General features: G+C 59.8%; 15 protein-coding genes. 8 read left to right on the top strand and 7 right to left on the bottom strand.

What is annotated here, in order from left to right:
• The first annotated feature begins 8 nt into the window (after nucleotides 1-8).
• Complete coding sequence (locus CEC48_RS10945; RefSeq protein WP_088423750.1) at nucleotides 9-1,511, top strand: ATPase domain-containing protein; 1,503 nt, start codon at nucleotides 9-11, stop codon at nucleotides 1,509-1,511.
• Nucleotides 1,508-3,190 carry a response regulator gene (locus CEC48_RS10940; RefSeq protein WP_088423749.1) on the top strand — a complete coding sequence of 561 codons (1,683 nt, stop codon included), beginning with the start codon at nucleotides 1,508-1,510 and terminating at the stop codon, nucleotides 3,188-3,190. The genes CEC48_RS10945 and CEC48_RS10940 overlap by 4 nt, the downstream gene beginning before the upstream one ends.
• Nucleotides 3,191-3,217: 27 nt before the next feature.
• On the opposite strand, the gene CEC48_RS10935 is transcribed toward CEC48_RS10940, so the two are convergent.
• The 6 genes from CEC48_RS10935 to CEC48_RS10910 all read right to left on the bottom strand — a co-directional run bounded on the left by CEC48_RS10935 (nucleotide 3,218) and on the right by CEC48_RS10910 (nucleotide 14,025).
• A complete protein-coding gene (locus CEC48_RS10935; RefSeq protein WP_088423748.1) occupies nucleotides 3,218-7,339 on the bottom strand; it encodes a YopT-type cysteine protease domain-containing protein in 4,122 nt (1,373 codons plus the stop codon).
• A gap of 133 nt (nucleotides 7,340-7,472) precedes the next feature.
• Entirely contained in the window at nucleotides 7,473-7,850 is a 378-nt protein-coding gene (locus CEC48_RS10930) for a response regulator (RefSeq protein ID WP_010171103.1), read from the bottom strand.
• Nucleotides 7,851-7,928: 78 nt separating this feature from the next.
• Entirely contained in the window at nucleotides 7,929-9,122 is a 1,194-nt protein-coding gene (locus CEC48_RS10925; protein WP_088423747.1) for a hybrid sensor histidine kinase/response regulator, read from the bottom strand.
• Nucleotides 9,116-9,715, bottom strand: coding sequence for a chemotaxis protein CheB (locus CEC48_RS10920; protein ID WP_088423746.1), 600 nt, complete (start codon nucleotides 9,713-9,715; stop codon nucleotides 9,116-9,118). Before CEC48_RS10920 ends, CEC48_RS10925 begins: the two co-directional genes overlap by 7 nt.
• Nucleotides 9,712-10,527, bottom strand: coding sequence for a protein-glutamate O-methyltransferase CheR (locus tag CEC48_RS10915; RefSeq protein ID WP_088423745.1), 816 nt, complete (start codon nucleotides 10,525-10,527; stop codon nucleotides 9,712-9,714). Before CEC48_RS10915 ends, CEC48_RS10920 begins: the two co-directional genes overlap by 4 nt.
• A complete protein-coding gene (locus CEC48_RS10910) occupies nucleotides 10,528-14,025 on the bottom strand; it encodes a response regulator (protein ID WP_088423744.1) in 3,498 nt (1,165 codons plus the stop codon).
• A gap of 47 nt (nucleotides 14,026-14,072) precedes the next feature.
• On the opposite strand from CEC48_RS10910, the gene CEC48_RS10905 reads away from it, so the two are divergent.
• The 5 genes from CEC48_RS10905 (at nucleotide 14,073) to CEC48_RS10885 (ending at nucleotide 22,907) form a co-directional block, all read left to right on the top strand.
• The gene (locus CEC48_RS10905) at nucleotides 14,073-17,870 is read left to right on the top strand and encodes a hypothetical protein (RefSeq protein WP_141099665.1); all 3,798 of its coding nucleotides are present in this window, start codon (nucleotides 14,073-14,075) and stop codon (nucleotides 17,868-17,870) included.
• Between the two features lie 253 nt (nucleotides 17,871-18,123).
• Entirely contained in the window at nucleotides 18,124-18,483 is a 360-nt protein-coding gene (locus CEC48_RS10900; protein ID WP_088423742.1) for a response regulator, read from the top strand.
• A 236-nt stretch (nucleotides 18,484-18,719) separates the two neighbouring features.
• Nucleotides 18,720-20,120 (top strand): DUF1254 domain-containing protein, encoded by a 1,401-nt coding sequence (locus CEC48_RS10895; RefSeq protein ID WP_088423741.1) that lies wholly within the window; start codon nucleotides 18,720-18,722, stop codon nucleotides 20,118-20,120.
• A 208-nt stretch (nucleotides 20,121-20,328) separates the two neighbouring features.
• Nucleotides 20,329-21,897: a J domain-containing protein gene (locus tag CEC48_RS10890; protein WP_088423740.1), complete on the top strand. Its 1,569-nt coding sequence runs from the start codon at nucleotides 20,329-20,331 to the stop codon at nucleotides 21,895-21,897.
• Nucleotides 21,894-22,907 carry a DUF3829 domain-containing protein gene (locus tag CEC48_RS10885; RefSeq protein ID WP_088423739.1) on the top strand — a complete coding sequence of 338 codons (1,014 nt, stop codon included), beginning with the start codon at nucleotides 21,894-21,896 and terminating at the stop codon, nucleotides 22,905-22,907. Before CEC48_RS10890 ends, CEC48_RS10885 begins: the two co-directional genes overlap by 4 nt.
• A gap of 3 nt (nucleotides 22,908-22,910) precedes the next feature.
• Here the strand turns inward: CEC48_RS10885 and CEC48_RS10880 are convergent, their stop codons facing one another.
• Entirely contained in the window at nucleotides 22,911-23,582 is a 672-nt protein-coding gene (locus CEC48_RS10880) for a DUF3313 domain-containing protein (protein ID WP_088423738.1), read from the bottom strand.
• A 197-nt stretch (nucleotides 23,583-23,779) separates the two neighbouring features.
• On the opposite strand from CEC48_RS10880, the gene CEC48_RS10875 reads away from it, so the two are divergent.
• The gene (locus tag CEC48_RS10875; protein WP_088423737.1) at nucleotides 23,780-25,603 is read left to right on the top strand and encodes a serine hydrolase; all 1,824 of its coding nucleotides are present in this window, start codon (nucleotides 23,780-23,782) and stop codon (nucleotides 25,601-25,603) included.
• Nucleotides 25,604-25,608: the final 5 nt, after the last annotated feature.

Genomic DNA, 25,608 nt, shown 5'->3' with positions numbered 1-25,608 from the left:
GGCACTTCTTGTCTACATCCAAAGAGCTGTTCACAGCAAAGGCGGCCACCGGTATTGAAGGTCTGGATGACATTCTTTCCGGCGGGCTTTCGCGCAGCCATCTGTTCCTGCTCGAAGGTGAGCCGGGCACCGGTAAAACCACGGTGGCCCTGCACTTTCTCCAGGCCGGCGCCAGGAACGGCGAGCGATCGCTGTACATCACGCTGTCGGAAACCGAGCGTGAGCTGCGCCAGGGTGCCAAGTCCCACGGCTGGGACCTGGATGAACACATTCATATCTTTGAACTGACACCGCCGGAAAGCCTGCTCAACGCCGAGCACCAGCAGAGCCTGCTGTATTCCTCCGACCTTGAGCTGGGTGAAGCCACGCGGCAGATTTTCGAAGTGGTGGAGCGGGTCAAACCCACCCGCGTCGTCATCGACAGCCTCTCCGAAATTCGCTTGCTGGCGCAAAGCTCGTTGCGCTATCGCCGGCAGATCCTGGCGATCAAGCACTACTTCGTGCGCTACGAAGCCACCGTACTGTTGCTGGACGACCTGACCACCGAGTCCCTCGACAAAACCGTCCACAGCGTGGCCCACGGTGTGATTCGCCTGGAAGAACTGACCCCCAACTACGGCGCCGAACGCCGTCGGGTGCGGGTGGTTAAGTACCGTGGCCAGAAGTACCGCGGCGGCTTTCACGACTTCACCATCATGGAAGACGGCGTGCACGTGTTCCCACGTCTGGTAGCGGCCGAACACCGTGGCGGCTACAACCGCCAGACCTTGACCAGCGGCATCCGCGAGATGGACGCACTGCTGGGCGGCGGGATCGAGACCGGTTCCAGCACCTTGATCCTGGGCCCTGCCGGTACCGGCAAATCGCTGATCTCGATGATCTTCGCCGCAGCGGCCGTCGCCCGTGGCGAAAAAGCCGCGCTGTTCATTTTTGATGAAGAGTTGGGGCTGCTGTTCGAGCGCATGAAGAACATGGGCATCGACCTCGAAGCCCTGCAAGCCACCGGCAACCTGCTGATCGAACAAGTGGACGCCGCGGAGCTATCCCCCGGTGAGTTCTCCCACCGGGTGCGGCGCTGCGTGGATAAGCGTGGGATCAAGACCGTGGTGATCGACAGCATCAACGGCTACCAGGCCGCGATGCCGGAAGAGAACGCACTGATCCTGCACATGCACGAACTGCTGCTGTACCTCAACCGCCGTGGCGCCGCGACCTTCATGACCGTGGCCCAGCACGGGCTGGTGGGCGACATGCAGGCGCCGGTAGACATCACCTACCTCGCCGACACGGTCATTCTGCTGCGCTACTTCGAAGCCCTCGGCAAAGTCCGCCGGGCCATCTCCATCATCAAGAAACGCACCGGCAGCCACGAGTCGACGATCCGCGAATACCGCATCGGCGGACGTGGCATGACCATCGGCGAACCCCTTAATGCGTTCCAGGGCGTGCTGCGTGGCGTCCCCACCTACATGGGCACCGACAACCCGCTGCTCAAGGATGAAAGTTCATGAGTGGCGCACCCGCCATCTCCGAACGGGCGATCATTTTGGCGCCCTTGGGGCGCGACAGCTCCCTGGCGCTGATGATGCTCAACGAGGCTGGTTTCAACGGCATCATCGCCACTCATTTGCAGATGCTTTGCGAGGAGCTGGAACGTGGCGCCGGACTGCTGATCATCGCGGCCGAGGCCATGCATGGCGTCGACCTGGAACCGATACTCAGCCACCTGCACCAACAGCCGGCGTGGTCAGACCTGCCTATCGTACTGATGACCCATCACGGCGGCAGTGGGCAGAACGGTTCCTCGCGCTTGAGTACGCTGCTGGGCAACGTCACCTTCCTGGAACGGCCCTTCCATCCAATCACCCTGATCAGCCTGGTGACGACCGCGCTGCGCGGTCGTCGTCGGCAATACGAAGCCCGCGATCGCTTGATCGACCTGAGCCAGAGTGAACAGCGCCTGCAAAGCACCCTGGAAACCCTCGAACAACAGGTGGAAGAACGCACCGCACAGCTGCGCAATAACGAAGAAGCCTTGCGCCAGTCGCAGAAAATGGAAGCCGTCGGCCAATTGACCGGCGGTATTGCCCATGACTTCAACAACATGCTCACCGGCATCATTGGCAGCCTGGAATTGCTGCGCCGCCGCTTGGCCCGGGGCCGGACCGAAGACCTCGACAGCCTGATCGACCTGGGTGTCACCTCGGCCAACCGCGCCGCCGCCCTGACTCACCGCCTGCTGGCGTTTTCCCGCCGCCAGTCGCTGGATTCAAAACCGGTGCAGATCAATCAGTTGGTGAGCTCCATGGGCGAACTGCTGCAACGCAGCCTCAATGAGAGCATTGGCCTGGACATCCGGCTGACCGAGAAACTGTGGACCGCCGAAGCCGACCCCAATCAACTGGAAAGCGCCCTGCTCAACCTGGCCATCAACGCCCGGGATGCGATGCCCGACGGTGGCCAACTGATCGTGGAGACCACCAATCGTCACCTGGACAGCGTATTCACGGCGGCCTACGGCACTCTTACCCCTGGCGACTACGTGGAACTGAGCGTCAGCGACACCGGCTGCGGCATGCCGGACAGTGTGATCAGCCGGGCGTTCGATCCGTTCTTCACCACCAAGCCTATCGGCCAGGGCACCGGCCTGGGGCTGTCGATGATCTACGGCTTTGCCCGGCAATCCCATGGCCATGTGACGATCCACAGCGTGGTTGGCAAAGGCACCACGGTCAGCCTGTTCCTGCCGCGTTTTATCGGCGAGATGGTCACGGATGAACCGCTAAACCCTGCATTACTGCCGTTTGCCAACCCTGGCGAAACCGTGCTGATCGTCGAGGACGACCCGGCCGTGCGGGTGTTGGTGAGCGCTGTGTTGAGTGAATTGGGCTATGCGTTTGTAGAGGCCGGTGATGCCGACAGCGCCATGCCGATTATCGAGTCCAGCCAGCGGATTGACCTGTTGATCAGCGACGTGGGGCTGCCGGGTATGAATGGCCGGCAACTGGCGGAAATCGGGCGGCAGGTACGCCCGGATCTGAAGGTGTTGTTTATTACCGGCTATGCAGAGCATGCGGCTGTGCGCGGAGGATTCCTGGACCCGGGAATGCAGATGATCACCAAGCCGTTTACCTTTGATTTGTTGACGGCGAAGGTGCGGGAGATGATTCAGGCAAGCCCCCCGCAGTAAAGCGGGAGGCGCAGGCCTATCAACCACTCACAATGGAACGGTATACAGCTCTTCCAATGCTCGAGGATTAACACCCATATTGCGCAGGACGCTGTCGTCCTGGGCGCTGATTTTGAACTCCAGTACTTTGGGGTTATCCCCCGCCGTCGCATACCTGCGCCCAAAGTCCTTGGAGGTAAAAATGTGGCTCACCCCACGCTCGAAGCTGTCCGCGTCCGGAAAATGAGCCACCCCATAATTGGGCTCATAAAAGAAGAACGATTTGGCATTACCGTCGATGACGACGCCAGCAGTCATCGCATGGCCTTCATCACCAAACATCAGCGTCTTCGATTGCGTGGCACTCGACAGTTCTGAAGCAACCGTTGTGTAGGGTTGAGCCTTGACGTTGGGCCCGCCATGGAACGCGGTAGGGCTCTGAACTTTGCGTTGCAGGTCCGTCAGGGTCGCGATGAACTTTTTGGATGAGGCCGCCGTAGGGTTGGTCGCGGCCTTGTAAAAGTTATCAATCAGTACCTGAGACTTGCCCTTCTTGATCGCCTGCGCCATGAGGTGCGAAAGCGCTGCACATTCACCCTTCGACAACGGCTGAGTCTGGCTCAAGTAAAACAGCTGCGGCATGGGGGTGATGCGTCCGCCGGCAGTGCGCACGATGTTGTTGAATGTATTGGCGCCATTCAAGCTGGCCTGGACCGCCAGCCGTTCCCGCTGCCTGACCAGCGTGCCTATATCGCGGGCTGATAACTTTCCGTTGGTTGCCAGTTTTTTTACTTGCTCAGACTTCATCTTCGGCGAATAACCGGGAACCTTGCCTGGATCGCCATTGACGTAGCCGTCACGAAAACCGAGGGCGTCAGGTCCGTTTTCAGCCTTGCGTGTGACGTTGTTCCAGTTGATATCGAGGTGGGTCGATTCAATCGGTTTAAAGTCGTCCAAGGGCCGGCCGTAGGGCTTTTTGGTCGCAGGGTTGTAAGGAAGCCACTTGCCGGTTGCTTCATCAAACTTCGCCACCGTCCTGCCCGTGGCGTTGCCACCGGGTACCTTGTACGTCCCCACATACAAATCAGTGCGCTGGGCAATCTCCTGTAATTGCGCCTTGGTAAAGCGTGCACCCTTTACCGCTTGTGCACTTGGCACAGCTGTACGTAACGGCGAACCGCCGCTCGAAAATCCGTTGTAGGAGCCCAACTTGGGTGTGATCCGTTTGAACAGTGATTGACCGAAACGCCGGGCTGCAGAAAAGCGCGAGCCTTTCAAGGCGCTCGCACCTTTGCCAAAGCCAGCCGTTACCGCATACATCACACCATCAAATATGACGTCCCCCAGTGCGCCGACATAATCCCCCTTGGCTATGTTCCTAATCACTGAAAGCCCGGGTATGAACCCCAGAATGGTTTCGCGCCACATTTTTTGCTGCTCTTGCTCCTCATCAAAGGTCGTGACCGCTTTCGCTGCAGCCTCTTGCTCACCAAACCGGTGAGACACGCTGACATTACGCGAAAGCAACTGCCCAAGGTATTCACTTCGGGCACTGCTGAACGACGCAGGGTTATCGGCTGAGCTGATCCCGGCCTGCTGTTGGACCTTGCCATCTTCCCCAGGAGGCACTTCGACGATCGAGGTGTTGGTGTAAGTCTTGCGCAGCGTCTCGTTACTTGGTTGCAGCACCCATTCGCCCTGAACACCGGTTTTGAACGTGTCCTTGAACTTGTCCTGGCGGGCGATGGTATTTTTCTGGGGATTAAACTCGTAATACGCCACCTGGCCATTACGGGTGGTCTTGATCAGCAGGCTTCGATTATCGTCAGGCTGCACCGGGTAAGGCCGTTCATTGTGTAGGGTGCCTATGTGCGTGCTGGACTCACTACGCTCTACCTTCCCCTGCCTATAGGCCGTTATTTCCCCCCACTCGATATTTTTTCGATCTTCCAGCGGCAAGTTGGCAATCAGGTTCTTGGTGATCGACACGTAGGCTTTTTCGATAGCGCTTTTATACCCCGCAAATTTTTCAGCGTGTTTTGCTTTCGGGTCCGGTAACTTTTTGATGCGTGCCAGCACGTTGTTGAGATTGATATTTTTATTCGGCCAGTGCCAGCCGGTATCTTCATCGATTTTGCCCGACAGGTAGATATCCAGCAGCGAATACGTGCCACGCGAATCCGTGACAATCGACGGGGTCAGCCTATGGGAATCGGTGTTCACACGATTGCTGCGAATCGACTTTTCTTCAAAGGGAATACCATCACCAAACTCGGTCCTGAGCGCTGCCAAGGCAACGCTGCGCTGTGTCGGCAGCGGGCTTTGGAGGGCGTCGTCGGCGTCGGCCAATGCCTGTCCCTGCAACGCCATTGCGTCCTGGCTGGCTTTGATCTGCGCAGGCGAATGGGGAGGGAATTTGGACAGGGTGCCATTGACCACTCCCCATTCGGTCACCGCCGACAATTGCGCCTGGTCCTGGATGTCACGCTCCTCATCCGGAACAGGATCAACGGCATCGAACTGCACCACCTGAGCGAAGGTCATCTGCGCCGAGGCCCCAGGGCTCAGCGCTTCAATGCGCGCCACTGCCGCCTTGAGGCTCGCCCAGGCAAAAGAACCGTACGTCACGTTTGGCGGGGTGTCTTTTATCTGCAACTCGGGCGCGACACGCGAAAGTAATATCATTGCCGCGATAGGCGCCATTTCGGCGGTCGCTTTGCGCGTGCGCACCAAATGATCAATCAGCCTTTGTTTTATCACGCTGGCGGGCTGGCCATAATTCGCGCCGGCCGACAGGTCAAACCCGGCGACGTGGTGCGGCTTCGGTGAATAAATACTCTCAGAATCCAGGGTGGCCACAATCGCGGTCAACGCCCATTCCCTGGCGCTGGTGTACGTCTCGACCGCGCCCATCTTGCTTTGCACGACCTTCCCCAGCTCCTGCGCCTTGCCGGATTCGAGGATCTGATCAAGTACGTTGCGTGGGTTATTGAGTTGGGCAGGCGTCCAGTGCCGGCCTTTTGTCAGGTAGCCCAACGCGCCCTTATCCCCCCGCTCCGTGTACCCCTCGGTCGGCCCATCCAGACCGGGCAGGCCCAAGTTGTTTCGGGTAATAAGGCTATAGACGACTTTTTGATCCTCTACAGACACCGGTTCTGGCCATGACAAGGCCCCGCCGAGGTTGCCATCACGTTGCTCGGGCAATTTGGGCAGGGTCAGCCCGTTGATAAGGAGCTGTAGCTGAATCGTCGGGTCACTGTTTTCAGGCAGGCTCCAGCCATTGCCCTCCAGCACATCTTCCAGGGTTGCCTCTTTCACACCCGTCTGGCGCCCATACGAAGAATCCGGATGGACGTTCATGGTAATGCGCTTCATGTTTTCGGTTAGTTGGCGGGCTTCATTGGGCTTCAAGCCCCGCAATTTGCCCAGCAACGTCTGCTTGAGCGCGATATTGCCCAGTACGACCTGCTGAACATCAAGCGATTGCTCGGATCGGGCCTCATTCAGTGCGCCGAAAACCTTGTCATGCAGGACCAAAGGCGCGTTGTTACGCTCAATTTCCTCCGCGCGTCGAGCCCGTTCAGAATCCGACAGATTAGGTTCAAAGTAGAAGCCCTTGACCTGTTCAAACGACGCCCGCTGGCTGTTCTCGGTCATCGCAGGTTTGATACGCCGTGGGTTGTTGCCGGCCAGGTTTTCGACTGCCTGTTGAATAGGGCCATTGACGGACGACCAACCGCGATCCCCCGGCCCGGGCGTCAGCACATCAAGAACTCCGTTGATCCGGCCATACAGTCGACCGGTAAACGGTTCGATGCTGACCGATGAGGGGTCCAGACCGATGTGCGCCATCCACTGCACGACATCCGGCGATTTGAACGCGCGCGCCAACTGTGCCCACCACAGCCCGAACGTTGAATTGGGGGGTATGTCCAGCATGATCGATCCATGCGTACCCGGCGCCCCTGTGGCCTGACGCAACCCCTGGGCGTAATTAAGCGCCAACTCGCGATCGGCGTTGGCGCGGGGTGAATCAAGGGGGGCATCGTTGATCGGCGGTTCATTCGCGCTGACGCTCTGAAGCGCAGGTGCGGCCGACGTGGTTAACGTCGAACCTGGTTGCACAGCAGGGTCATGAGGCTGGCGCAGACTGGCGTTGGCAATGGTCAAAAAGTCCTACTCCTTCGATACGTTTGGATATCGCTACGCAGCGACGATTTCGTCTGCTGCGGGATAACCTTTCGTACCGGGAACAGGCCCCTCGATTCCATTTTTGCGAGGGCAGATAATTACAGGGCGTGTATCAGGCCAACAACCGCTGAATGTGCTCCTGCAACGTATCCAGATCAAACGGCTTGGCCAGGATCGGAGCGTTGCGGGTGATCGGGCTGTTGCAGTCGAGGATTTCCTGCGGATAACCGCTGATGAAGATCACCTTCAATTCCGGTCGCAGCTTGATCGCAGGCTCGGCGATCTGCACACCGGAAATGCCGCCGGGCAGGCGATAGTCGGTCACCATCAGGTCCAGGTGCGGCTTGGTGGCAAGGATTTCAAACGCCTGCTCACCGTCGATCGCCTTCAACACCCGATACCCCAGGCCCGACAGGTACTCGCCCAACACAAACATAATCGACTCGTCATCTTCGACGATCAGTACAACATCTTGTGCATCTTCACTCATGGGAAGCCTTTGTCCGGTCAATTGCTGCTGATACGACCATAGGGTCACGCAGAGGTTGCGTCGGATTCACGATTGATTTCATGCCGCAGGCGCCAGCGGCAGGCAGACGCGGAACAAGGCGCCCTCGCCTATCCGGCTCTCGACTTCGATACTACCCCCATGGGCCGCGATAATCTGCTCGGAGATAAACAACCCCAGGCCCAGGCCCGCGACAGCGTGGTTGGCCGACACGCGTTCGAACTGCTGGAAGATGCGTTTCTGGTTGTCTTCACTGATGCCGATCCCATGGTCACGCACCTCAACCCGCGCTTCGCCATGCTCGGCATACACCCGCACTTCCACCGGGCTCTTGGCCCCGTAACGCAGGGCGTTGGTCAGCAGGTTGGACACCACCTGCTCGATACGGAATTCATCCCAGTGGCCCTCGACCGGCCCTTCTTCGACCCATTTCACCGAAGACTCGGCCGCCGCCACTTGCGGGGCAAAGTTTTCCAGCAGGTTGTGCACCAGCTGCGTCAGGTCAAAGCGCCCAGGACGAATCGACAGCTTGCCGGTGCGGATGCGCGAGACGTCGAGCATGTCTTCGATCAGGCGAATCAGGCTCTGGATCTGCCGCTCATCGCGGTCGACCATGGCGTGCATCTTGTCCAGGGTAAACGCCGCGGCGTTGTCCCGGGCCAGGTGCATCTTGCGCAGTTGGGTTTCGAGGATCAGCCCGTTAAGCGGCGTGCGCACTTCGTGGGCGACGATCGACATGAAGTCATCGCGCATGCGCACGGCCTGCTCAAGTTCGGCCTGGGTGGCCTGCAAGCGCGTGAGCAAGGCTTCCTGCTCGCGGCGGCTTTGCTCCAGGGCTTCAACCTGCAGCTTCATCGCCTTGCTCTGGCGGTACAGGTCGACGAACACATTGACCTTGCTCTTGACCGCATGGATATCCAGCGGCTTGTGCAGGAAGTCCACGGCGCCGCTTTCGTAGCCCTTGAACGCATAGTTGAGTTCACGCCCGGCAGCGCTGACAAACACGATGGGGATGTTCTTGGTCTTCTCGGTGCCGCGCATCAACTCGGCCAGCTCAAAGCCGTTCATGCCCGGCATCTGCACGTCGAGAATGGCCATGGCGAACTCGTGCTCAAGCAGCAGCGACAAGGCCTCGTCGGCGCTCAATGCCTTATAGACCTGACGGTCCTCGCGCTTGATCAGCGCTTCAAGGGCCAGCAGGTTTTCCGGCAGATCGTCGACGATCAGCAGTTTGGCCTGGACAGTACTTAACATGGGGAGGATTCCAGGGAAGCCAGCAAAGTGCCGATGCGGCTCAAGGTGAGGATATGGTCAGGTGTATGCAACGCCAGGGCGGCCCGGGGCATGACGGCGACGCGAGCCTCTGAAGGGTCCTGTACCACCGTGGTACCGCCGCACTGTTTGACGTGGGCCAGGCCCCGGGCGCCATCTTGGTTGGCACCGGTCAGCAGGATCGCCAGCAGGCCCTTGCCGTACACGTCGGCGGCCGAATCGAACAGGTAATCAATGGCTGGCCGGGAATGGTGCACGCGGTCTTCCTGGCTCAGTGACAAGCTACGGTCGTGCTCCACCGACAGGTGATAGCCGGGGCCGGCAAAATACAGGGTGCCGGGCTGGATCACTTCCTTGTCGCGCGCCTCTACCACCTTCATCGACACGCGCCGGTCAAACACTTGCGCCAACTGGCTGCGGCGCTCGTCCGGCAGGTGCAGCACGGTGATGATCGGCAGGCCGAAGCTTGCCGGCAACTCACCAAAAACGCCCAGCAACGCCTCGACACCGCCTGCGGAAGCGCCGATCACAATGGCCTCGATCCCGAATGCCGGGCTGGCAGCAGCTTCATTCATAATTTTCGGTAGATCCGTTCTTGCTTGACCAGGGGTTCGAACTGTTTGCTATAGGTAGAAAAATCCAGGGTTTCCTTACTGCCCAGCACCAGGAAGCCACGATGACACAGCGACTCATGGAACAACCCAAACGCCCTATCTTGCAACTTTTTATTGAAATAAATCAGTACGTTACGACACGAAATTAATTGAGTTTCTGAGAATACACTATCGGTCGCCAGGCTGTGGTCGGCGAACGTGACGTTCTCGCGCAGGGTTTTGTCGAAGATCGCGTAATCGTAGGCCGCCGTGTAGTAGTCGGCAAATGAACGCTGGCCACCGGCCTGCTGGTAGTTGTGGGTGTACGCGCGCACATTCTCCAGGGAGAAGATACCCTGCTTGGCTTTTTCCAGGGAGCTGGGGTTGATGTCCGTGGCATAGATGATGGTGCGCTCCAGCAAGCCCTCCTCACGCAGCAGGATGGCCATGGAATACACCTCTTCCCCGGTGCTGCAGCCGGCGATCCAGATCTTGATCGACGGGTAGGTCTTGAGCAGTGGCACCACTTCCTTGCGAATCGCCAGGAAGTGCGACGGGTCACGAAACATCTCACTGACCGGAATGGTCAGGAACTGCAGCAACTGCATGAACGCCGTGGGGTCGTGCAGCACCCGTTCCTGCAAGGCCGAGATGGTGTTGCAGTCGAACTGACGCAGGGCATGGGCCACGCGGCGCTTGACCGAGGCCCCGGAGTAATCGCGAAAGTCATAGCTGTACTTGAGGTAAATCGCCTCAATCAACAAGCGCAGTTCGATGTCAGTGCTTCTTTCCAATTAAATCCGTTCCATCTTGGGTAGCCATACACGAATCAACGAAAACAACCGGTCCAGGTCGATGGGCTTGGCCAGGTAATCGTTGGAACCTGCCGCCAGGCAGCGCTCCTGATCGTCCTTCATGGCCTTGGCCGTCACCGCAATGATCGGCAGCTTGCGCCAGCGCGGGTCCTGGCGGATCAAGGCCGTGGCCTCGTAACCGTCCATCTCCGGCATCATCACGTCCATCAAAACCAGGTCGATGTCCTCGACTTCATTGAGTTTCTCGATCGCCTCGCGGCCGTTACGGCCAATCACCACAATCGCGCCCTTGTGCTCCAGCGCACTGGTCAGGGCAAAGATATTGCGTACATCGTCGTCCACCAGCAGCACCTTGCGCCCCTCGAACACCTTGTCGCGGCTGCGGGCGGTGCGCAGCATCGTCTGGCGTTCATGGGACAACTGGGATTCGACTTTGTGCAGAAAGAGTGTCACCTCGTCCAGCAGGCGCTCAGGGGAACGTGCGCCCTTGATGATGATCGAGCGCGAATACTTGCGCAGTTCGGCCTCTTCATCGCGGGTCAGGTTGCGACCGGTGTAGACGATCACCGGCGGGAACGAGCAGATGTCCTCGGTGGACATGCGCTTGAGCAGCTCGTTGCCGAGCATGTCCGGCAGCTTGAGGTCGATGATCATGCAGTCGTAGATATTGGTGCGCAGCAGGTCCAATGCCTGCTGGGCGAAGCCTACGGCAGTGATCTCGATGTCATCGTCGCCGATCAGGCGCGCAATGCTGTCGCGCTGCAGGTCGTCGTCTTCCACCAGCAGGATGCGCTTGACCTTCTGCGTCAGCTTGGCTTCCAGGCGGGCGAATACATCTTTGAGCTCTTCGCGGGTGGTCGGCTTCACCGCATACCCGACGGCGCCCATGTGCATGGCGGCTTCGACGCGGTCTTCCACGGAAATCACGTGCACCGGGATGTGGCGGGTCCCGGCGTGTTCCTTGAGGCGTTGCAGCACGGTCAGGCCGGAGTGGTCTGGCAGGCGCATGTCCAGCAGGATCGCGTCGGGAATGTACTGCTCAGCCAGGGCGTAGCCCTCGTCTGCACCATGGGCCACCAGGCAGTGGTAACCCAGTTCATGGGCGAGGTCGAAGAGGATGCGCGCGAAGTTCGGCTCATCTTCCACCACCAGGATGCAACGGGTGGTGAATGGGGCTTTGTCACGGTCGTCGATAAAGCGCGGGATCAGCGCCTCGGTAGTGATCGGCATCGGCGACACTTTGATCGGTGCCGGCGCGGGCGCAGGCACGACGGTGCGCGGCGGTTCGATCACCGGGGCGTCTTCGTCACGCTCTACGTAGTGCTCCGGCAACACCAGGGTAAAGAGGCTGCCCTGGCCAGGTTCGCTGGTGACGCTGATGTAACCGCCGAGCAAGCTGGCCAGGTCGCGGGAAATCGATAGGCCAAGGCCGGTGCCGCCATAACGGCGGTTAGTGGTGCCGTCAGCCTGGCGGAACGCTTCGAAAATGCTTTCCTGCTGGTCCGGGGCGATACCGATCCCCGAGTCGCGCACGGTAAAGGCGATACCCTCCCCCGGCTGACGGGAGACAGACAGGCTGACCTGGCCATTCTCAGTGAACTTGATCGCGTTGGACAGCAAGTTCTTCAGAATCTGCTCCAGGCGCTGGCGATCGGTGAACAGCATGTGCGGCGCGCCTTGCTGCACCTCCACCTGGAACCCGAGCTTGCGGTCGGCCGCCAGCGGCTCGAACATTCCGCGCAAACCATCTACCAGGCGCGCAACGCTGGTGTTCTCCGGGCGCATTTCCAGCTTGCCGGCCTCGACCTTGGAGATGTCGAGGATGTCATTGATCAGGTTGAGCAGGTCGTTGCCGGCCGAATAGATCGACTCGGCGAACTTGACCTGTTCGGCGCTGAGGTTTTCCTGGGGGTTCTCGGCCAGCAATTTGGCCAGGATCAACGAGCTGTTCAGCGGCGTGCGCAGCTCGTGGGACATGTTGGCGAGGAATTCGGACTTGTACTTGCTGGAACGCTGCAACTCGTCGGCACGCTCTTCCAGCTCGATCTGCACGCGGTTGAGCTGGACGTTTTTCTGGTCCATGGCGTCGCGCTGCTCGGCCAGGGTCTGGGTCTGTTCGGCCAGTTGCTCGTTGGTCTGCTCCAGCTCTGCCTGCTGGGTTTCCAGGTAGGCCTGGGACTCCTTGAGGATGCGTGATTGTTCTTCCAGCTCCTCGTTGGCGGTCTTGAGCTCTTCCTGCTGCACTTGCAGCTCTTCGTTGAGTTGCTGGGTTTCAGCCAGCACTTCTTGTAGGCGCTGGCGATAACGGGCGGCTTCTATGGAGGTGCCAATATTCCCGGCAATCAGTTCCAGCAGCTCCGCGTCACGCTCATCCAGCGGGCGCAGGAACCCCAGCTCGATCACGCCGTTGACGCGGTCGTCGTCACTGGTCGGCATCACGAGAACGCTGCGTGTGGGGCCTTCACCCAGGCCCGAACTGACTTTGAAGTAGTCCACCGGCACGTCGTCCAGGCGAATCAGGCGATCCTGCAGGGCCGCTTGGCCAACGATGCCTTCATCACTGTAGATCGACTGTTCCTGTTGCTCCTGCTCGCGGGAGAAGCCATAGGTGGCCACGCGTTTGAGGCCGCCGTGCTCTTCACGCACGTACAACGCCGCCACCGCAGAGCCCATGTATTGAGCGAAGAACTGCAGGATGTTGCGGCCCAGCAGGTTCAACGTCAGTTGGCCAAGGACCTGCTCGGCCAGTTCGGTCTGGCCGTTGCGTAGCCAGGCTTGCTGTTCGAGGCGCTTGGCGATCATCTGTTGTGACGCGAGGTTTGCGCCGTAACTCTCTGAAAGAGAAACTAAATTCTTTCTTCCGACGTACGCCAGGAACCCACTTAACCCCAGTACAAACACCAGGTACAGGCTGACGCTGATGATCGTGGTGCGGGTGACGTCTTCATTACGGGTGATACGGAACTGTTGCTCCATCGCCACCGCACGGTCGTACTCCTTGCGGATTTCGTCCGTCAGGCTCTTGCCGCGCCCGGCTTTCACCGCAGTGCGAAAATCACCGCTCTGGCGCTGCATATCAATCATCGACTGGGCGTAGGTATTCCAGGCGACCTGCAGCGACTCCAGACGCTTGAGCCGATCGACCTGCTCGGGGTTATCCGCCACCAACGCCTGCAAATTGCGCAGGTCGGAAATGATCCGCGGCTTGGCCACTTCGTAAGGGTCAAGGAAATGCTCATCGCCGGTGATCAGGAAGCCGCGCATGCCGGTTTCCAGGTCCACCGTCAGCTTGGAGGTTTCGTTGAGGTTGTTGATGACCCGGTCGGTGTGCTCCACCCATTGGATAACCGACAACAGGTAGGTGATCAGGCAAACGAAAAATACCGCGCTGAGCACGCCCACACCCAGCGGTAACGCCACGTTGCGGCCCAGCAGTTTACGGAAGCTTTTCTCATCGACTGACGACGCGGGAATCATGGGCATGCCTTGGCCAAATGCGGAAAAACGAGGAGTTTGCCCCAAAGTTGCGCCTGAACGCTATTTTTCTGCCAGCGACGCTCAAAAACATTACGCAAACCTTTGATAAGCATAAGAACGATGGTTTTAACAGTCAGCAATTGACTTTGCTCCTTACACAGTCAATCGACCACCACAGGAACCACGACGGCGAAGACGCCCACCCAATCGGGGCGCCTCGGGAACAGGGAACCTCCTCTAAAAAGGCGCGTATCCGACTTCCAGAAAGGTACCCAACCATGCTTAGCCCCGGCACCGTCTCACTCCAGCAACCCTCTTTGCCCACACTCCACGCGCCGCTGGCCGATAACACAGCCGGGCCATCAAACATCCCGCCGGAAACGACGGAATCGGCAGTCGAGAATCCCCCCTCGCCGCCTCCCCGCTCCCACACTGCACACCCGCAGAAACCAGGCCTCAAGGCCGCATTAGGCGACAGGAAGAACCTGCAGGTAATGGGGCAAAAACTCAACGAAATCGCGGCCAGGCTGGGAGAGGACGCCACTCCTCATGCCGTGTTGACGGCGCTGAAAACCACGCCTATGGACGTGCACCCCGACTCCTCCTTCCCGACGGAGGCCGGCAATGCCGCAACCGTAGAGTCGTTTCTCAAGGGCACTGGCCTGGGCTTGCCTACCAACCACTTCCAACTGACCGGTCATGCCAGGGCTATCGGTGACCGTGCACAGCAGCACCCGCTTGGCAGCTTTGGTGGCGGTTTGTCCTGGCCCGTTCCCATCGGCGCCAGTGCGCAGCACTCGGTGGTGGCCGCCGCTAACAGTTTTGCCCAAAAGAATCCGAACTTGCCGCAAGAAGGCGTGAGCATCGGTGTGCTGGAGTTTCTGAACAGGAACCAGCCGCTCTCCGGCGACGCATTGAACGACCCTGCCAAAGCGCTGGAACACCTCATCAGTTCCCCTCGGGGGCAGGCACTGGGGCAGTCGATACAGACCGGCCTGGAGGGTGTTGCCACCGACACCAGCGTGAATGAATACACCCTCACGGCCATCAATCTGCTGCTGGACCCAGAGTCGACCGCCAAGCCTCACCGAAACAAGGTGGCCGGTTTCGACCTGGCCCAGGATGCCCATTGGGGCAAACCGGCATCCGCGGTGCTGGAGGGCTTGAGCCGCCACCTGAGCACTGCGGGCAAAACCACCCCGGAAATGGCCAAGGTGGGCGCCTATCTGCTACTGGCACGCAGGGCGCCCGAGTTTCTTATCAAGGATATTCCCCCCAGCGTGACATACGGCAGCCCGGCCTGGATCAGCCTGGCCGTCGCTGCTGTGACGATCGAAGCCCAGACGCCAGGCAGGGTACCGAACATGACCTTTGTGCAGGTCATGTTGGCCGCTGAAAATGCCAACCTGCAAAACCTGGCAGTCACCCAGCAGGCGCAAAAAGCCGCCCTGGTGGATTGGGGCGTGGCCAATGGCGTACTCGGCAAGAAGGATGACGAGCGTTATACCGGCGAGGAGTTGAACGCACTCAACGACACCTTTAATACGCAACAGAAACAGCGGATGACCGCGTCCCACTCACTGGACAAAGACATCCCGACCCGCAAAGAACTCGCCCTGGCCAAGCTGATCGAGCGCTTTGGCGACCTGGGCCCGCTGTTTGAAGAAAAACTGATATCCACCCTCAGCCACGCCGGGCCCGGCAACCGAACACGCCTGACCGGCACACACTCGCTGCTCGATATTGCCATGATGGACTTGCCCAACCCGGCACAGTTTCATTCTGCGGACGATCGAATCATCCCGCACCTGGCCGCGTTGAATGCCAACCCCAGGTTCGGTGCTGCCGATGAATTCGAGCAGCAGTTCGGCGCGACCATCAAAGACAAAAAGGCCGCGCTCACAACAACCCTCCAACACCTGATCGGCAAACTCCCGATCGGTGACCGAAAAAACCTTGAATATGGTGCGATCACTTTTTACCAAGAGTCCTCCCATACCTTGGGCATGGGCATTCTGCCTTCCGATACGCCAGACCCGAAAAACCAGGAGTTGCTGGTCAGGATTGAGCAACAGGGTAAAGACCCGGTCGCTTATGCAATCAATTTCGACAAGGGCACCATTGAACCTGTGGGCGTCGAACGGGTGCAGGCGAAAACCTCCAGGACGGCCAACCGGGTATTTGAGACCAAAGTGTTCACACCCAAAGGCAGTGAAGCGCACCAGCGGGCTGAAACGACCCCGTCGAGTGAGGCGCCGCCCAATAGCTTCTCTTCCACGCGAACCAAGTACATCGCCGATGCGTTCGTTGAGCACTTTGATCTCGACAACCCCCAGATCAAGCAACAAGCCCTCGGGCGCACGACCTATGACGATCAAAGGGCCAGGGCCGAACCCGTCGAACAATTCCTGTTGGACCTGGTTCCCTTCCGCTCGGCGATTGTCAATTTCAAAAAGGGCAACTACGGCGAGGGTGCCGCGGACCTGGCGCTGGATGTATTCGGGTTCCTCACCGCCGGGGTGGGAACCGCCGTGAAGGTGGCCAAAGTCGGGCGCTCCGCAGCTTCCGGCGCGGCCAGGATTTTAAAGGGCGCCAAAATCATCGGGACCGCCACCGTCAGCGCATTTAATCCCTTGGGAGGCCTGGGAGACCTGGCTGTCGGCGGGGCCGGGCTGGTGGGCAAGGGATTCGGCGCCATAGCCTCGCAAAGCCTGCAGCAAATCAACAAGCTACGGGGTGCTACGGGCAGTTATGACTTGCTGCAGGCCGTCAGCAAAGAACACGGGCAGGCGCTGATCGGCTCCTTTAAAGCAGGAGGGCACAGTATCGAGGGCGTCGCCATACACCGGAACGATCAGTGGTATCGCTTCGATCCCGTCAAAAATCGGCCATACGGGCCGCCCCTCAATGATTTCAAGCCTAAAGGCAGTGGCCTGATGGGCGGCATCGCGACGGGCGGACCGATCGAAACCCACTTTGGCGGGCTCCAGAAGAATCTGGACGACGCCACCACCCCAACTAACCGCCCAGCCTATGAACGGGGCTTCAGTAACGGCGGCGCGGAAAAAATTCCCGACTATTATCCGGACATTGATACCTCCGAGCTTATAGAGCTGGCCTCAAAACCCAATCGAACACCGGAAGAGGTTGGTATGTTGGCCAAGGAAATAAAGAACAAGCGAATTGAGGACTCCAAGTATGCATCGGCGGTTCTAAGGCACGACGTAGCTGCCCCCGGGGTGCAAGTGATCCCTGTCTCCCAGGAGTATTACCTTGCGCATGTTGACCTGGCCTCAAAAGGTGAATGCGCAGGCCTGTCAAATGCCATGGCACAAGCCATTCACCTCGGGAAAGAAGACCAATTCATGCAAAATATCTACAGGGCTGCAGCCGCTCCTACAGCACCTGCCTCTGAAAAATTTATTCGTGGCTTGAGAGACTTTCAAAACTCCGTAAACAATAAACACACCTTTCACATGGGACCTTTCGAGAAAAAAAGCCCTCAAGACATCATTGAAGACCTGACCAACTCTCCCACGTCGAAAACATTGAGAATTGGCGACAAAAACCATGGAATGATTGCAGGAATCAAAGTCGAAAATGACCGTACTTCCTGGTTCTTCTACGAGCCCAACTCAGGAATGGTAAAGTTCGAAACCCTGAGGTCCATGCAAGAAGGCATGGAAAAAACGTTGAATAGCGGAGGAATTGGCACGTCGTTATCCCCTTACGGATCAAAGCGCGGCGTTCGCGAATACAGTGTCAGCGAGTTTAAAGAGACTGATTTTGATTCGGCCAATCTGGACAAGGCAGCCGTCACCGAATTGGTATCCGCGCCCGTATAAACGCTCCGATCCAATCGTGGAATACGCCACCTGCCTTGCCCGGTTATCGCGCTCGGCAGGGGCGTTTTCGGTTGCACCTTCTCTGCCCCCCTCAAAACTCCCGCGCATCTACGCCCTAAACGGGACATTCCTACTCATTCCCGGCACAATGCCTACCCTGTTTCGGGAACTTGCCGAGATTGACGCGACTCATTAGAGGATGGTCTTTCGACTGATCAAGACCTGCACCCTCCACTTCTCGGGAAACCTCATTATGTCCGCCGCTAGCTCCACCATCCTTGTAGTCGAAGACGACGCCATCGTGCGCATGCTAATCGTCGATGTCCTCGAAGAGCTGGAGTTCCAGGTGCTTGAAGCGGCAGACGCTGAAAGAGCCCTGGACATCATCACAGACACCGCACACACCATCGACCTGATGATGACCGACCACGGCCTGCCGGGCATGAGTGGCGTAGAGCTGGCCGCCAAGGCCCGCGAACTGCGCCCCGCCCTGCCGATTCTGTTTGCCAGTGGTTATGCCGAGAATATCGATGTGCCGCCTGGCACTCAGGTGATTGGCAAACCGTTCTCGATTGATCAACTGCGTGACAAAGTAAAATCCATGCTGCCTTGACCGCTCCCCCTGATGCCGCCTTTCACGGGCGGCATTTTGATCTCGTTAATGCCGACTGATCGATAGATCTTTGTGTTGGACCTCACGTGCCAAAAGACTTCCTGAGCAACTGAGTGCAAACTCTGCCCGACACGCACAGGTTCAGCCAGTTGCGACTGTACGCGCCCAGCGAGGCCTGCTTTGATAACAGCAGAAAACTCGACAACATCAGACTGATTCAGTAAGGACGCAACAACATGATTCGAACTCCGACGCGCCTGCTGTTGGCGAGCCTCTCGATTCTCATGAGTACCGGCGCCTGGGCCGATTTCACCGCCACGCCGAGTGAAGCCCGGGCCATCGCCAAGGAAGCCTACCTCTATGGCTTCCCGGTGGTGGAGATGTACAAGACTCTCTATACCCAGGCGGTCGAGAAGACCGGGCCGAACTTCAAGGCGCCGTTCAACCATATCGGCAACACCGGCCAAGTGTTCACGCCCAAAGACACGGCGTTCCTCACCCCCAACCCGGACACGCCCTACTCTTTCGTCTGGCTGGACTTGCGCGCCGAGCCTGTAGTGCTGACCCTGCCAAAAATCGAAGACGACCGCTATTACTCGGTGCAGTTGATCGACCTCTACACGCAGAACTTCGGCTATCTGGGCACCCGCAGCACCGGCAACAACGGTGGCCACTACATGATCGCCGGCCCTGGCTGGAAGGGTCAGCAGCCCACCAACATCGACCGCGTGGTGTACAGCGAAAGCAATATCGCCTACGCGCTTTACCGTACGCAGTTGTTCGATGAAAAGGACCTGGGCAAGGTCAAGCTGATCCAGGGCGGCTACAAGGTCCAGACCCTCAGCAATTATGTAAACCAGCCAAAACCGACCAAACCGCCGAAAATCGCCTGGCCCAAGCCAACCCCGACCATGAGCGACAGCGTGCACCTGTTCCGCTACCTGAACTTCATGCTGGGTTATGCAGCCCCTCAGGACAGTGAAAAGGATGTGCTGGCGCGTTTTGCCAAAATCGGCGTCGAAGCCGGCAAACCGTTTGACCTCAAGGCCCTGACCGCTGAGCAACGCAAAGCCCTGGAAGACGGGATTGCCGACGGCAAGGCCGAGTTTGCGGCGTTCAAGAAGGACAAGATCGATACCCAGCAAGTGTCCGGCGCAGACCTGTTCGGCAACCGTGACCACCTGCAGAACAATTACCTGTACCGCTACGCTGGCGCCAGCACCCATATGTTCGGCAACTCCAGCGACGAAGCTGCCTATATGCGCTATTCCATCGACAGCGAAGGCAAACCGGCCAACGGCGCCCGCCACAGCTACACCCTGCACTTCGCCAAGGACCAGTTGCCGCCGACTGACGCGTTCTGGTCACTGACCATGTACGACGCAAAAAACAAGCTGCTGGCGCCTAACCTGAAGAAGCGCTACCTGCTCAACTCGCGGATGTTGCCCAACTTCAAGCTCGACGCCGATGGCGGCCTGACGCTGCTGGTGGCGCACCACGAGCCACCGAAAAACGAACAAAGCAACTGGCTGCCAGCACCGCCCGGCCCGTTCTACGCCCTGTTGCGCATTTACCTGCCCAAGCCTGAAGTGGGCAACGGCCAATGGAAGCAGCCACCGCTCACACCGATCAAATAGCGCCTGATCACGTAGCACCGCAGCACCCTGACTTCAGTCATTTCCAAGGCGTAGAGCGATGGTTTCACGTAGTCATTCGCCAGCGTTTACCCGCACCACGCAAGCACTGATGTCAGGGAAGGACAGATTCGCGCCAAACAGGTAAGGTGCGCTCCATTGCATCGCCCGCCAGGAGGGCGATGCCGTTGTTCATGGAGTTGCACCGCACATGAGTTGCTGGAACGTCCTCGGCCTGTCCCCTGATGCCGACACCCGCACGATCAAACGCCAATACGCCGCGCAGCTGAAGAAAACCCGCCCGGATGACGACCCCGAGGGTTTCCAGCGCCTGCGTGAAGCCTATGAACAGGCGCTGAGCTGGAGCGAATGGCAGCAGGAAGATGATCAGCTGACGACCGTTGAGCAAGCACCCACTGCCGTCGTTGCCGAGACTCTGCAACAGCAGTATCAGCAAGCACTGGCTACCGGCACCGGGCTCGCGTTTGAAGTCACGCTGCTGCAACGCATCGTCGACACCCACGAAGTCAGCCTTGATGACCGCCAATGGGCCTTTGAAACCTTCCAGTGGCTGAGCGCCTGGCAACGCCTGGAACTGCCCGACGTACTGATTGAAGCCCTGGAGATGCACAGCAAGGCGGCCCTGCAAAAGTCCTTGCGCCTGCCCCTGGAACAGCAGGATGAGGCAGGCTTCCTGGCCGCCTATGAAGCACGCTTGTGTGAGCCCTGGATTGACAAGAATCCCCACGCGCAGTGGTTTAACAGCTGGTTGGCCAAGCTGCTGCTGGACACCCGCTATTGGTCCCCGACGGTGTTTGAAGCGGTGTGCGCCGGCCAGGGCTGGCACGGCGGCAGCGACCATACCTGCCCGCCCGGCGATTGGCCGCAACTGTTGCGGCGCCAGCAAAGCCCGCTGTTTATCGCCCGACAACGCGAGCTGGCAGCCGAGCCTCCCGGCACCCCGCAGCAACGCGCCGCGCGCCTGCTGCTGGCGCCCATGACCCTGGGTCAACGCCGCGCCTTTGCCCAGCGCTTGAACGAAGACGACTGGGCCGCGTGCCAACGCCTCAGCGCCGATATCTATGCCGACCACCCCACGGTGGCGGCCTCGATGCCAGGCGGCACGCCCTACTTCTGGCAAGGCTGGGAACGTACGTTCGACAGTTGGCCGCTGGTGCTGGCGACTGTCGTGGGCTGCATGGTTGGTGCCCTGATACATGCCGAATCCCTGGCCGGCAACCTGCTGCGAACCCTTGGCATCGGCCTGTTGTGGTCGATACCCATCGTGATGGGCGGGTTCGTGGGGTGGCACGTGTGGCGCCCGCTGGCCCACCAGTATCGTGTGCTGGATGAACGCCTGGGCGCCCTGCTTCCCCGCTGGCTGAGCCCGACGCGCTTGCCGCTGCTGCCGCTGCGCGACCTGCTGCCGGGCGCGGCGATGATGGCGGCGGCCGGTTATAAAATCGGCCCGGCGGCCAGCGTCACGCTGCTGCTCGTGCTGGCGGCCATCGGCCTGTTCAAGCGGCACACTCTGAAAACCCACACCCCATGGACAGCCGGCAACGCCCAATGGCCAACCCGCATGATCGCCCTGGGCATCGCCGCGTGCGTGGTGCTGTATGGCGGATTGAAAATGCTCGACAGCCAACACCAGGTCAATCGCAACCAGGGCTTGCAGCAATGGACCGAGCGCCTGTGCAGCCGCCTGCCGGCCACCGCCCAGGAATGCCACGCCCCCGCCACCGAGGCGCAATGGTACGGCCAGGAGGCCAAACGATGAATCCGAAATGGTTGATCCCCATCGCCCTGACATTGGGCCTGGGGTTGTTGGGCCTGGCCGGCGCCAGCAAGCAGGTGGCGCAAGTGCAACTGTGGCTGGACAAGCGCGACGGCCCCGAAACCGCCAAGGCCAGCGCCCTGGCACCGATCGTCGACTGCATGAACCGCGTCGACCGGGACTGGCGCCTGTTCTATTACGGCTACACCCACCAGCAGTGGTACCGGCCCTCCATCTTCGACGAGCAAACCTACGAGTCGCTCGTGCAGATGGACCGGATTCTCAAGGAGTTCGGCGACCACGACGAAGCCCTGGGCCGCGAGCTGCAAAACGATATCTGCGCCCAACGCATCACCGGCAAGCTTGAGCGCCTGGAACCCGATAGCCCGCTGATCAATGCGGCCGGGCGCTACGTGCTGGCCTTACAGGCCGCCACGCCGCTGACCAACTCGTTCGACTTCTACCAGCGGCTGGGCCAGACGCGCTTTCAACCGCCACAGGGCCAGGTAGCACAAGCCATGGTCATCAAGGGCGATGCCTATATGACCGCCTCCACCGAGCTGCGCAAGCGCCTGGAACGTGAGGACGTGCGCCTGCGCCCTGCGCAACTGGCGCTGCTGCAGGCGCGTTTTGGCCAGGACACCCATTGGCACCTGCTCAACTACATGATTGCCGCACGTACTGCGGTGGACGAGCTGGAGCAAGGGGCGTACCTCACCACCTTGACTCCAAAAACCCTCGCGCCGCTGATCGACGCGGTGCAACAGGCCAGCACGCAGGGCAAGGACTATGTGCGCCTGCATCCCGGCAAACCACGGGACGAGTTTGCCAACTACCTCTGGCACACCATCGCACCGTCGGCAGACGCGTACCTGCAAGCGTTGCAAACCCTGCAACAACACTGGCACGAACATGCGACGCCGCAGCAACTGAGTGACGACTTTGCCCTCGTCACCCACCGCTACGACGTCTTGCTCAGCTTTTACAACAAGCCGGCGCGCAGCACCTTTTGAGGCTTAACCCTTTTTAAGCTTCAGGTACGACTGATGCAGGTCCGAAGCCCAACCGTCGATGACGCTTTTCACGTCATCGGCTTTCATCACCTGGGAGTCGTTTGACAACGGCTTGCCGGTGCCTTTGCGCACGACCTGGGCGACCACCTTGCCGCTGGCGCCATCGAGAAATTGAGCTTCGGTGCCCAGGGTGGTTTCCTGGTCACGAATCCCGGCGCCCGTACTGACGGCTGCGGCCACCAGGGCGACGGGAATGTACTCATACGGCTTGAGGCTTTCGGTCTTGCTGCTGACCGCCGTGATGGCCGCCCGTACCACGATCACACCCGGGCCAGGCCCGTTGGCCCGTGGCAAGGACTTTTCCAGTTCGCGCTGGAGCGCCTGGCTGTAGTAGGTGCTGATGCCCTGCAAGGTGCTTTCAGGGATCTTGGTGCTGGCTTGCGGCTTGGGATAGAACTGGGTGGGCTCAATGTACACCGCGGTATAGCGGCTCAGGTTCAGGTTGGGATCCACCCAGCGCATCACGTCCGCCCCCGACGGCGACTTGGCCTCCTTCAGGTTGCTGTAGTCGGAAAGAAACCCGGAGTATTCGTCCGGCTGCGTCACTTTGCTGGAACACCCCGCCACCCCGACCGAGGCAATCAATACCGTTCCGATCATTAATCCTAGCTTCATCATAGAACTCCTTGGCTGTTATCGAAGGAACACCGAGCTGTAGGTATAGCTGACGCTGGAGATCCAGCAATGAAGCAAACCGGCTTGGGTCGACTCCAGTTAACAGTCTTTGACACTTTCGCGACAAAGCTCACAAAGACTCATGGACGGCCCACCCCTAGCATTCGAGCATCCAAACCACCCCTCGGGTGCTCATCATGTTTCGTACATTGCGCAGTATCCCGCTGCTGGGTTGCCTGCTGGGCAGCATCGGCTGCCACGGCCAACCGCCGGCACCGCCGCCCATTCCCAAGGGCGACTACAGCGCAATCATCCGCTACCTGCAAAAACGCATCCCTGGTGAAATGGCCAGGCAAAACGTACCCGGCTTGTCCATCGCACTGGTCAATGGCCAGGAACTGATCTGGGCCCATGGCTTTGGCCTCGCCGACAAAGCCCTGGGCAAACCAGTTACCCCCAACACCGCGTTCCGTGCCGGCGCCATCTCCAAACTGTTCACCGCCACCGCCGCCCTGCAATTGGTGGAGCAACAGCGCCTGGCCCTCGACACGCCGATCCAGGACACCCTGCGGGAATTCTACGTACGCTCGCGTTTTCATTCCGATCAGGGCGCCGCCGACCGCGACATTACCCTGCGCCGCCTGCTCAGCCACCAGTCCGGCCTGCCCAGCGAACACCTGCGGGACGTGCGCACTACCTTCGCCATGGGCCAGATGCCGATGCGCATTTCAGGGGTGTGGCTCAGCACACCACCGGGCACTCAAGTGGCCTATTCCAACCTCGGCTACACGCTGGCCGGTGCCGCCATCGAGCGCAGCAGCGGGCAAGACTTCGAAACCCGGCTGCAAAGCAGCCTGCTCAAGCCCCTGGAAATGTACCAGTCGAGCTTCGTCGGCACCGGCGCGCAACCGGGCTTCCGCGCCCTGGGTTATGAAGACGGCACCGCCAGCGCCGATGCCCAGGTGCGCGACCTCGCCGCCGGTGGTTTGTGGGCCAGCCCCAAGGACCTCAGCCACTACGTGCGAATGCTGTTCGCCCGGGGCCGCTACAAAGACAAACAGATACTGGGCAGCCAGTCGATCGACGAAATGTTCACCCAACAAAACACCGGCAACGCCCTGGACTTCGACTGCCAGATGGGCCTGGGATGGTTTCTCGCGCCCTGCGGTGATGAGCCGGTCGGCCCCGGCATCCGCACCTTCCAGCACAGCGGTGGCGGGGATGATTTCGCCGCGCAATTGACGGTGCTGCCGGACCAGCAACTGGCCGTGATGGTGATGGCCAACGACAGCAACGCCGAGGAAATGGTGGTGTCCCTGACCACCGACACCCTGCGCCTGATGCTCCAGGCCCAAACCGGCGACCCGGTGTGTGCCGACGACTGCCAGCAACCGACCCACGGCCTGAAAATCCGCCAGGTGCCCGCCGCCATCGACCGCAAGCGCCTGGCGGGTTTCTATGCCACAGCCTGGGGTGTTTTCCGTATCAAGGACGAAAACGGTCAGCTGTACGGCGAGTTGGCCGGCACCCGTTTCGAACTGCTGCGCGACGGCCAGGGCTGGCTGCGGGCGCAGCAGAAATTCCTCGGTTTCTGGCTCAAGGACCTCGGCGAACTGGGCCGCGTGCAGCTGGATGTGGTGACGGTACAAGGGCGCCAGATGCTTACCGCCCGCAGCCACGGCCAGCGCGTGCCCGTGGGCGAACGCATCGAACAGACGCCGCTGAGCAATGCCTGGGCCGACACCATCGGCACCTACCAGGTGCTCAACACCCATGAACCCGACGCGCCCTTGAGCGGCATCAGCGTGCGCCTGGAAAACGGCTTCCTGGTGATCCGCGGCCAACTGCACGACGAGCCGCTGACCGACTACATCCTGCTGCCGGTGGACAACGCCCACGCGGTACTGGCCGGCAACGGCTATGGCCTGGGCGACACCGTGAGCCGCCAGGTCAACGGCCTGAGTGCCTCCGGCTACCACTTCAAACGTACCGATCCCCCCCACAACCCCTTGAGTCTCTGACCCCA

Source organism: Pseudomonas sp. K2I15, assembly GCF_002204795.1.
Lineage (GTDB): Bacteria > Pseudomonadota > Gammaproteobacteria > Pseudomonadales > Pseudomonadaceae > Aquipseudomonas.
This window is presented reverse-complemented; position numbering and strand designations above follow the sequence as displayed.